The organism is Paenibacillus sp. Y930, assembly GCF_056786375.1.
Window position 1 is genome coordinate 1 of the sequence record NZ_JBXCIX010000017.1, and the last position, 11,664, is coordinate 11,664.

The window sequence follows — 11,664 nt, forward strand, 5'->3', positions numbered from 1 at the left end:
GGGTCCTGGGAGAGTAGGACGTCGCCAAGCACGGATGAGTCTACTGCATACGCAGTAGGCTTTTTTGTTGTTTTCTAACGGGTGATTACCGAGTAATGCTGACGTAGCTGCCATTCATCGCTCGTTCCAGTGCTCATGTACCAATAGGGTACACATGTCTATTGTATACTTTTGATCAAACAAAAAGAGCGCTCCACTTTATATATGGAGCGTTCTCATTAGCGCTAACTAATTTATAATAGTTAACTTGGAATCATAGGGTGATTTATTAAGCCAATAAACGATATTCGGATGGAGTCATACCTGTTAACTTTTTGAACACTTGCGTGAAATATTTAGAATCCTGGTAGCCAACAAGAGGTGCTAGTTGATATACTTTAACTTCAGTATTTGACAATATATATTTAGCCTTTTCGATGCGACAGTGGGTAACGTATTCCAGAAATGTTGAGCCTGATACTTGTTTGAATATAGTGCAAAAGTGACTAGCGCTAAGTCCAACAAACTCAGAGACTTCATCTATACCGATATCATTATGATAGTGATTATCGATATAAGATTTGGCTTTTCCAATAAGTGCTGATCCATCGTCGCTCGATTGCTGCTGAAGATTAGTTGTAATCCAGCTACTAAATGCTTCCTTTAATATATCGATCGCTTGTTCAAGTGTAGTGGATTCCATGAGATTTTGAATTAAATAATCTACAGAGCTATCAATAATTAAATTCATATGTTCAAATTCACGACGTGAAATGACTGTAATTTCAACAATATAACGAATGAGGGAATCTTTTGTTAAGCCACCCGTTTCTAATTCTACCTTCAAAATATCTAGTAGCTGTAAAATTCGAAATAGCTCTAAAGTACGAATGCTTTGAATCAATTCCTTTTCAATCCATTTAGGATATTTCCACATTGAAGAAGAGTTGTGACTTTGTATTAGATGATTCGAATCAATAAATACATGATCCAGACCAGAATAAAAACGTTGATGCAAGGCATCATATGCGCTTTGATATGCACTGTGCAGTTGTTCAATTCCTTGTACTTGTTTACTGATTCCAACAGAACAAGATAGCTTAGAGTATTGCTTAATTAGCTGGACAATTTCTTCACCCATTTTACGCTTTTGTATATCCGTTACATTTTCAAATATGATGATCCATTCGCCACTATGAAAAGGAAATGCAGCTAATCCATCATTATTTTTTGACCATTCTTCTAATATGTTACGAACGGCAAAAAACCAAAGTCGTTTTTCTTCTTCAGACCATTGCTTATTCATCGTTGAGAAATGATCTAATTGAACGACATTAATATAATAAGGTTTTCTCAAAGTATTATCCTCCAACCATTTCATATGCTGTAATGGTCTTTGATTTCCTTCGATTAGTTCAGCAAACATTCTCTCTCTGGCAAGTAAAGAGAGTGCCTGCACGGAATCAAGCAATTGCTCACTTTGTTGCTTGGCTATGCGATTTCCTTCTAATTTAACAATTGATTTTTCAAGCATGTTAGTAAGTTCATCATGATCAATTGGCTTTAGCAAATAGCCAGTCACTCCATGACTAAGTGATTCTCTTGCATATTCAAACTCACTATATCCACTAATGACTATAAAAATTAATTGAGGATTAATGTGCATGACTTTAGACATTAGCGTGATGCCATTAATAGATGGCATACGTATATCGCTAATAATAATATCGGGTTGATGCTCATGAAAAAGCTGCAGTGCTTCTTCACCATTTTTGGCCTTCATAACTTTAGTAATATTAAGTTCATCCCAAGGAATAGCAAATTCAAGACTTCTTAATATAATTGGTTCATCGTCGACAAGAAGTACTGTATATTTAGTGCGCTCCAGTAGAATCCCCTCCATAGCTATTAATCAGCTGAAAATAAGATTGTGAGGCTGCTTCTAATTGTTGCAAGGCCTCTTCACTCGTTATTTCTAATTTGAATAAACTATCGGTAATTGTCCAAAATTCCTTTCTAACCTCAGGAGGTAGAACATTATCATAAGCGAGAAAAACATGTTTGCTCCGTTCTAATAGTTCAAGAACTTGAGCAAATACTGGTCCTGTTTGACCAACATCAAATGGAACATCCATAGATGGTAGCCGGGCTGCTTCATATACAATTTTCAACTGAACTTCTTCCGTATAAAAGGCTTTAAGCAGCTCTAATGCAGCAGTTCTTTGTAATCCTGTTAGATTGGCAGATAATCCAATTCCAATAGTATACCCGCCTGCTATTGATTGCTCCTCATCTTTCTCCAATGTAGGAAATGCAATGACTCCAATATTATCTTGAATATCTATTGAGCCTTCAGGAGATTGAAATAAAGTAATATCCCAATTGCCGTTAAGATACATAGCAGCTTTGCCTTCATTGAACAAATGAATAGCATCCGCTGAAAAAATATTAGAATAATTGTCGTTGAATGTATTTGTTGATATCCAATGCTGAAGTTGATCAAATGCTTTAACATAATTGTCATTATTAAAGGAGGCTTGACCATTAGCAATCTGCTCAATTAATTGTGGTCCTGCATAACGATCCATTAAATAATGGGCATACACACCACCTGGCCAAAGCTCCTTATTGCCAAATGTAAAGGGAATATAGTTATTCCTTTTTAAAATATCAATGGCAGTATTTAATTCATCAATTGTAGTTGGAAGAGTTATTTCTAGTTTTTTGAATATTTCTTTATTATAAAATAATGGCTGCGCATGTCCTTCAAACGGAAGACCAAATACTTGATCATTATAGGTCCAATGGGATAAATCAATGAAATCTAATTCATTTTCAGAAATAAAGTCACTTAAATTCAATAAACGATTTGCTCTTACATAGGGATCTAGCTCTGCACCACCAAATAAGACAAACATATCAGGAGGTGTTCCTGTAATCATCTCACTTCGTAATTTTTGTTCTCGATGATTCGTTTGATCAAGTCCTTCAAAGTTAACTTTTATATTTGGGTGTGTTTCTTCAAATTTATCCACTACATCTTGAAAAATATTGAGCATCGGACGATCATGCTCTAGTGTCCATACATGTCGAAATGTAATGGTGGTTTTTTCTGTCTCCGTTATGTTTGTATTTTCATTAATTTTTGGAATGCTGTAAGCAATTGTTGTAGCTAATAAAATAACATATAAAATAATCCAATGCATGTTTTTGAGCTTACGCATATGTATCCCTCTCAATTGGAAAAATTATTGTAATCCGATTTCACTAAGGAATGATTTTTGGAACACGAATTCGAACTATTGAGCCAAAACCAGGAGAGGAACAAATCATCATTCCGAATGGACTACCAAATCGAATACGAACTCGTTCATGAACATTGCGCAAGCCAACACTGCTATCTTTATATTTATTCATTGAAGCGGCTTCTTTAGTCCAAAGGTTTTTAAGGACATCCTCATTGAAACCTGGACCATTATCGATAATATCAATCCAAATTTCGTTTTCCCCTTCTGAAGCTCTCACATGAATATAACCCGCGTTTTCCATTGGTTCAATGGCATAATATAATGCATTTTCAACAATAGGCTGTACAATAAGTTTTTGTGTCATATAAAATTTAAGATGTTCTGGCAGATCAAATGTATATTCGAATTTATCCTCAAAGCGGAACTTTTGAATATTCATATAGTGGCGAACATGCTCAAATTCAGTAGAAAGCGGAATAAGCTCTTTATTTTCACTAATACTAATTCGTAGTAGTCGACCAAGTGAAATAACCATCCGACTAATATTTTTATTTCCCTGCAATACAGCCATTGAATTAATTGATTCTAGAGAATTGTATATGAAATGCGGATTAATTTGCGAGACCAGAGCTTGTAACTCAGCTTCCTTCTTCATAGATTGTTCGACTTCTACTTGATGGAGTAATTCTTCGATTTGAGTAGACATTCTATTAAAGCCAAGCACAAGCATATCTGTTTCATCATAATGCTTGGTTGGTTCAGTTGCTATGCGAACAAAATTACGTTGTTCTACTCGCCTCATGCCACTTACTGTGCTATTAATACTTTTAACTAATCGGAGAACGAAAAATTTATCAAACAAAAGGGCAGAGATTAAAGAAAAGGCAGCAAGTAGAAAAGCAGTATTGCGAATGGTAGATGATTCTGCCTGTAATATATTTGTAGGAGTTATCGCAACCAAATACCAGTCGGATTGTTGAGACTGCATATATGTAATAGAAGACTTTACACCATTATAGCGACTAACAAAATTATTTTTAGCGCTTTCATTATTATCATCAAGGAAAGGAAAGGAGACAGTATCTCCAATATGCTCTCCGGATTTGTCATATACAATAGATCCTGATTTGTTAAGTAGTAATATATTTCCTTGGTCCATAGTAGCCGTTTCCCAAAAAACTTGATCAAATAAATTTGATTTAAGCTTAATTACAATAGAGCCAATGTCTCCAAGTGAATAATAATCCTTAATAATCCGTGCATGAATGAGAAAAGGTTGGTTTTCAGCTTCCGAACCATTCTCACCTGGACCTGACCATACAGGTCTTCCATCTGCTTCAACCATGGCAGAATACCAAGGCTGAGCTTTCAAATCTAATAGTGAGTCTGTCGAGTTATAACTGTAAACCAACCGATCTTTGGAGTATAAGGAAAATGATTGTACCATCGGGTGATTGATTAATGATTTGTTTATTTCCTGGCGTATATCATAATTTAATAGATCATTAAAATTTTTTATTGTTTGCTGAAGAGTAGACTGAGTGATTGCAGAATTTGATAGTGATGTAATTTCGCTCAATGCATAATGTAATCTACGATCAGTTTCCATTAAGGAGACCCAATAAAAGTTACTAGATTTTGTAGAAATTGCTTTAGAAAAATTAAGATAAGATATAGTACCCATTGCAATAACGGGTAAAAACACAAGAAGGATATTAGCTAGTAATATTTTGCGTCGAAGTTTCAAGACGGTTCACATCCCTTAATTATACCTTCTTCTATTTCTACTTAATAAGTGTTAATTTGTCAACTTTTATTGAATAATATCTTTTTTTAGCTCTTTACAGCACCTGAGGTTAATCCAGCAATAAACCAACGACTGAATAATAGAAAGACGATAAGTAATGGTAATGTTGCCATGAAAGTGGCGGACATAATCATTCCGTAGTCAAGACCATCACGCGTCGTAAATAGTTGTTGTAGCGCAATTTGAATGGTGTAATGACTTCGATCTTTAAGAACTACTAATGGCCAGAAGAAATCATTCCAAGTGTTCAAAAATGTGAAAATACCTAATGTAGCAATGGCAGGTGTTATGATTGGCAGTACAATGGTAAAGAAAATCCGGAAATGTCCTGCGCCATCAATTTTACCTGCTTCTAATAATTCTGAATGAACAGAACTCGAAATATATTGTCTCATCCAGAAAATACCAAATGCATTAACCATTGCAGGAACAATAAGTGCTTTATAAGTATCGATCCATTGCAGTTTTGCCATAATCACATATGTCGGCAGAACACTAAGCTGTTGTGGTATGAATAATGTACCTATAACAAAGAAAAACATAAAGTTTTTGAATTTGAAATTATACTTTGCAAATGCATACCCTGCAAGGGAACAAAAAAGTACAACAGATCCAGTAACGACAGATGAAACAAATAAGGAATTACCAAAGGCAGTCCAAAATTCTGTTTTTTCTAAAGCTTTATTAAAGTTATTAATAAATTGGTCACTTATTGTAATAACTGGAGGAATATGCGATGCCGCACCACGTGGATTAGAAGCGATAACGAACATCCAATAAAAAGGGAAAATTGATATTATGGCACCAATAGCTAAGAAAATATAGTAAAAAGTTGTTGTAAGAGTATTTGGTTTATCACCGAGACTTGCTTTCATCGCATTTATCCCTCCGTATCTCCGCCTAGTTTATTAGAAACCCACATATTAACCATAGAAAATAAGAACGTGAATATCAGTAGAATAACTGCAGTTGCAGCAGCAGTACCAAAGAAGTTGTTACCAAATGCTTCCGTGTACAAATACACAACCATTGTAATTCCTTCTAATCGAGTGGAGCTAGTACCAGATTGCCCTAAAAATACAAAAGGCTCTGTAAATAATTGTAGTGATCCAATCGTAGACATAAGCACTGTAAAAATAATAAATGGTTTTAATAAAGGAAGCGTAATTTTAGTAAGCTGTTGAAAACGTCCCGCGCCGTCAATACGAGCTGCTTCGTATAAATCAGGTGGTATACTTTGTAATCCAGATAAGTAAATAACCATGTTATAACCAGCCCAGCGCCACATTATCATCGTAGCAATCGCTATTTTCACACCCCACCAGCCTGAATTCCAAGCCATAGGATCAATACCAAATAGATCTAATACCCAGTTACCCATACCGTTATTACTAAAAATAGCACTAAAAACTAAGGTTACGGCTACTATGGAAGTAATATTGGGCATGAAATATAGGATACGAAAAGTTTTCTTGAATTTTGTAAAGGCAGAATTAAGAAATACAGCTATTATTAATGCAAAAATTAATTGTGGAACCGTACCCATAAGACTAATAATTAAGGTGTTAGAAAAGGAAGTCCAAAATATAGAATCTTCGATTACAAACTGATAGTTTTGTAATCCTATATATTTCATTGGACCAAGTGCATCCCATTTAAAGAATGATAAGTAAACGGTAAATAGTATTGGATACAATCCGAAAACAGCAAATATTAAAAAGAATGGTGAAATGAACAAATAAGCAAAGACATTATCTCTCTTACGCTCTGATAGACGTTTTCTTTTGGGAACTGCAGTATTTATGGATGTCTGTGCAGTTGAAGACATGTGGCACCTCCAAGTAGGAATTAATAATTCAAGATCGCAGGAATTTCCTGCGATCTTGATCTTATTATTGTAATAATGAACTTCTAATTAGCTACGTTTTTCAAGGTTTTTGATTTTTTCAATTGCTGTATTCCATTCTGCTTCTGGATCTGCATTTTTCTCTTGAACGTTTTGAATAGCTTCTTTAATAAATGAATCTGTTTGATCATGAAGTGGACCATAATATACAGGAGCAACACGAGCAGCAGCAGCAGCAAATTCTGCAGCAGAAGCTTGCCCGCCAAGGAATTCATCAGTGTAATCTTTAAATGCCGGCTCTTCAAACAAAGCAGGAGTGGAAGGCATAAGACCACTAACTGTGAACGATGCAAGCTGTTGTTCTTGACTTGTCATCCATTCAATAAATGCATAGGCTTCTTCTGGATGCTTTCCCTCTTTAGGAAGGGAAATAAATGATCCACCCCAGTTGCCTGCACCTTCTGGAAGTTGAGCAATACGCCATTGACCTGAAGAATCAGGACCATTGCTTTTAATATTACCAAGCATCCAAGCAGGGCCAGAAAGAACAGCAAATCCACCATCATTAGTTGCTTGTGCCCAGTCTGGAGCCCAAAGTGCATAGTTGGCAACCCAACCTTCTTGAATTCCTTTAATCGTATAATCATAAGCTTTCTTTACTTGGGGATTTTGATCTCCAATAAATTTACCAGTTTCTTTGTCAAAGTAAATTTGACCGTCAGATTGATCACGTAGTGCATTGTAGATTAAGTCTCTTGAATCAACAAAAGGTTTACTAGTTTTTTCAGTAAATGCTTTTGCTACAGTAGCGAATTTATCCCAACTATCAATTGCAGCAGTAAATTCAGTTGGATCAGTAGGAAGACCAGCAGCTTCAGCAAGATCTACACGATAATAGGCAACCGTAGGTGCAATATCAGTAGGAAGGCCAATTTGGAATGAACCATCTACAGAAGAAGCTTGAGCCCATTTCCAATCAAGAAAATTAGCTTTTACGTTATTTGCGCCAAGATCATTTAAGTTGTAGAACTTATCTTGAGCGTTAATGAAACGTTCCATAAAACCAATTTCAAGTTGGAAGATATCAGGTGCACCAGAATTTGCGGATAGTGCAGTTGTCAGGTTGTTATGATGAGCCGATTGGTCACCAGTATTTTGAATCTTAATCGTAACGTTTGGATGTTCAGCTGTGTACTGCTTAGCCAAATCCTCATAATTGACATTACCTAATGTCCAGAAGGAAAGCTCCACCTTTTCACTTGTGTCTGTTTTACTGTTGTTATTGTTTGTTTTACCGTTAGTATTACCTGGTGTTTTTTCATTGTTGCTATTGCCGCAAGCTGCTAGAGTAAATACCAAAACAGTAGCAATTAGAAGCATTAGCGATTTTTTTATTTTGACCATGAATAATAAACCCCTCTCTATTAGTAACTCGCTTACAATAATTACTATAAAGTAATTAACATCAATTGAAGAGGAGACAAAACTACGATTTAAGGTTGAAATTTTTTGGATGGAGGTTGAACATGTATATACATCAGCAAAAGTTGTAATAGGAGTCGTCATGAAATTGTAGAACAGTTATACTTACATCATAAGTCAGATACAAAAATTTATAGTAAGGTTCGGGTGAATATGAAAAATGTATTAGTTACAGGATATCGTGCACATGAACTACAAATTTTTGATCAGAAGAACAAGGCTATTCCATTTATTAAGAAAGCCTTTAGATCAAAGATCATTTCAATTATAGAGGAAGGTGCCCAGTGGATTATTACTCCTGGCCAGTATGGATTTGATCTATGGGCAAGCGAAGTTATTATAGAATTGCGAGAGGAGCTATATCCGCATATCAAACTTTCAATGATTACTGCTTTTGCTAATCAAGAAGAAAATTGGAAGGATGAACGTAAAGAATATTATAATTCTATTAAAGAACAGGTTGATTTCTATGCTGAGGTAAGTAAACAGCCCTATGTAGGCCCGTGGCAGTTTCAAGCTAGAGATCAATTATTATTTCATAAAACGGATGGTATGGTGTTATTTTATGATGATGAAGCGGCACCTAGCAATGTGAAATTTGTGAAAGAACGGGCAATTAAGTTATATGATGAAAGTAATTACACACTCATTACAATTACAGCAGATGATATTCAAAATGCAATGGAAGTTGACTACGATGATATGGAATAGTTGATTAGTAGCATAGTAAGGAATAATAAAGAAGCTGCATCCGCGATACAAATATCGGATACAGCTCACTGCTAGTTCATATTAGTTTTATCTGCAGCCGGTAAAGCTACAGTAAACGTAGTCCCAACTTTCCATTTACTTTCAACATCAATGGTACCTGAGTGTAATGAAACGATTTTATGGGCAATAGATAATCCAAGACCACTACCAGAATGTTCATTTTGACTCCGTGACTTACTCACTTTACTAAATCGTTCGAATATGATTGATAATTGTTCTGCTGGTATTCCTTCCCCACTATCAGTAATTTTAACAATAATCTGTGGATCAAGTTCACTGGGAGCCTTCATTATAATCATTAAGCTATCGTGCTCAGAACAGAATTTAATCGCATTTGTAATTAGATTTTGCCAAACTTCGTAAAGCAGCTGCTCATTTCCGTACATCGATACTTCCACTAGGTCAATATCTAGCTGCAGATTTTTATCAGCCCATTGCCACTCTAACATAATAAGAACTTGTCTAATCTGTTCATCTATTCGAAAATGAGTTTTATGTATTTGTTGTTCCTGGTCTAGAGATGCCAGTTTCAATAATTGCTTACTCAAAGAGGATAGACGCTGGCTCTCCATTGCAATAATGTCCATATGAGCAATAAGATCTTCTTTTGTAATCGTATGATCAGCTGACAGTAGCGCTAAGCCATGAATAGAGGTTAACGGTGTTTGAAATTCGTGTGAAACATCAGAAACAAATTGTTGTTTCATCTCATCTGCTCGCTTTAACTCATTAGTCATATAATTAAAGTTACGTGCAAGCTCACCAATTTCATCTACTCGCCCTAAGTGGAGATAATGATTATTATAATCTCCTTTGGCAAGCTGCTTCGTTGCATTGGTAAGCTGTTTAATCGGACGAACAATGAAACGACTCATAATAATAATACAAACTAAGCTGAATATAAAGCTGGATACTAATAGCATGGACATAATAAGTCGAATCTCGCCACTTTGTTGCAATAGATCTGGCCGTACATATAATGCGGCAGTTCCTTCGTTTGTTTCGATTGGAATTCCGATTGTATTAGCCAAGCTGTTGTTGAAAAATCCAAACAGCGTAAAGGATTGATTTTGACTAGACATTCCACTATACAACTTTCCGGATAATACAGATTCTAATTGTAATGACGATAGATCATTACGCTTAAAGGGAGTGCCATAAGCAGAACCGATACCTTTAGGTGAAACCCAATATATTTGATAACCAAGCTGTGCAGTGTTATTCATAAATGAAAGGTCTTGAACAGCAAGCTTATCTTGAAATAGTGTTTGTATGGAATAGGCGACATCAATCGTTCTTAATTCATTATTTTTGAGCAGAGCATTTTTGTAATAGATATCAGTGGCGATTAGTCCTGCTATCGCGCTTAGAAAAGTAATACCAATGAAAATAAGTACTATTCTTACATAAAGTGTTTTCATGCAAGTACCTCAAGCTTATACCCTAACCCTCTAACGGTTGTAATGACAAACTGATTATCGTATGGGGCAAAGCGCTCACGTAGACGTTTAATATGAACATCAATGGTACGTGTATCACCATTATAATCAATCCCCCAGATTAATTGAATCAATTGATCTCTTGTATAAATGCGTCCGGTATTTTCAGCCAGCTGAGTAAGCAATTGAAATTCCTTTAGAGGGAGATCAATAATCGTTGATTCATGTTTAACGACATAACTTTCACGATCAATAATAATATCACCTAATCGAATGTAATTAGAAAAGACCAGTTGATAGCGTCTTAATAATGCTTTGATGCGAAACAATAATTCTTTAGGCTCAAATGGCTTTACTAGATAGTCATCGGTGCCAGAAGAATATCCTTTTTCTTTATCAATTAATTCACCTTTTGCAGTTAGCAGGAGGATAGGGATATCATATTGATGCCGAATTTCCTGACATAACTCAAGACCGTTTTTAATGGGCATCATAATATCAATGACTGCAAGATGAATGTGAGATTGCTTGAGTATATGAGAAGCTTGTTCCCCATCAGTAGCTTCATATACAATATAGCCTTCTTTAGTAAGGATGAACTTTAACAAAGAACGGATTGATGGATCATCATATGCAATTAAAATATTAACTTTCATAATAAGTCTCCTATTAACAATATAAGTTGAAGTTCAAAAAGTTCGATTTTGAATTTCCTCTGTAAGTAAAGTGTATCATAGGTAAGCGAGCAAAACGAAAGCAAGAATGGAGTATATGAAGATCTATAAATAGAGTAAATAGCATTTATAATAGTAAGGATGTATATAAATATTAGAATAATTAATAATGAATAAAGAAAAGAACGATATGATTGAAGGATAATAAATATTAATAATGATTAAACTAATACATGATGTAGTAGTATTATATATAATTACATCATCATATAGTATGTAATAAAATAAATTAAAATAATAGTCGAAAAAGCTTGCAATGGCTTTACGTTCTATGGTATATTATTTCTTGTCGCCGCAGAAGATTGCGAGACACACGAAGAAAACAAGACGAGCTTCAAACTTACACAATGTAACGAGA

At 35.1% G+C, this 11,664-nt stretch carries 9 protein-coding genes; 1 reads left to right on the plus strand and 8 read right to left on the minus strand.

Annotated features, from left to right (window positions below):
• Positions 1-268: 268 nt before the first annotated feature.
• The 6 genes from AC1TO5_RS20930 to AC1TO5_RS20955 form a co-directional block, all read right to left on the minus strand.
• On the minus strand, positions 269-1,882 hold the full coding sequence (locus AC1TO5_RS20930; protein WP_482064775.1) for a response regulator: 1,614 nt from the start codon (positions 1,880-1,882) through the stop codon (positions 269-271).
• Complete coding sequence (locus tag AC1TO5_RS20935) at positions 1,854-3,203, minus strand: extracellular solute-binding protein (protein ID WP_482064776.1); 1,350 nt, start codon at positions 3,201-3,203, stop codon at positions 1,854-1,856. The genes AC1TO5_RS20930 and AC1TO5_RS20935 overlap by 29 nt, the downstream gene beginning before the upstream one ends.
• Positions 3,204-3,246: 43 nt before the next feature.
• Positions 3,247-4,974: a sensor histidine kinase gene (locus tag AC1TO5_RS20940; RefSeq protein WP_482064777.1), complete on the minus strand. Its 1,728-nt coding sequence runs from the start codon at positions 4,972-4,974 to the stop codon at positions 3,247-3,249.
• A gap of 86 nt (positions 4,975-5,060) precedes the next feature.
• Positions 5,061-5,909 (minus strand): carbohydrate ABC transporter permease, encoded by an 849-nt coding sequence (locus tag AC1TO5_RS20945; RefSeq protein WP_482064778.1) that lies wholly within the window; start codon positions 5,907-5,909, stop codon positions 5,061-5,063.
• A 5-nt stretch (positions 5,910-5,914) separates the two neighbouring features.
• Positions 5,915-6,862, minus strand: coding sequence for a carbohydrate ABC transporter permease (locus AC1TO5_RS20950; protein WP_482064779.1), 948 nt, complete (start codon positions 6,860-6,862; stop codon positions 5,915-5,917).
• Positions 6,863-6,949: 87 nt separating this feature from the next.
• The gene (locus tag AC1TO5_RS20955) at positions 6,950-8,284 is read right to left on the minus strand and encodes an ABC transporter substrate-binding protein (RefSeq protein WP_482064780.1); all 1,335 of its coding nucleotides are present in this window, start codon (positions 8,282-8,284) and stop codon (positions 6,950-6,952) included.
• 231 nt (positions 8,285-8,515) lie between these two features.
• On the opposite strand from AC1TO5_RS20955, the gene AC1TO5_RS20960 reads away from it, so the two are divergent.
• Positions 8,516-9,073: an SLOG family protein gene (locus AC1TO5_RS20960; protein ID WP_482064781.1), complete on the plus strand. Its 558-nt coding sequence runs from the start codon at positions 8,516-8,518 to the stop codon at positions 9,071-9,073.
• Positions 9,074-9,144: 71 nt separating this feature from the next.
• Here AC1TO5_RS20960 and AC1TO5_RS20965 read toward each other — a convergent pair whose 3' ends face one another.
• A complete protein-coding gene (locus AC1TO5_RS20965) occupies positions 9,145-10,554 on the minus strand; it encodes a sensor histidine kinase (protein ID WP_482064782.1) in 1,410 nt (469 codons plus the stop codon).
• Entirely contained in the window at positions 10,551-11,228 is a 678-nt protein-coding gene (locus AC1TO5_RS20970; RefSeq protein WP_482064783.1) for a response regulator transcription factor, read from the minus strand. Before AC1TO5_RS20970 ends, AC1TO5_RS20965 begins: the two co-directional genes overlap by 4 nt.
• Positions 11,229-11,664 lie beyond the last annotated feature (436 nt).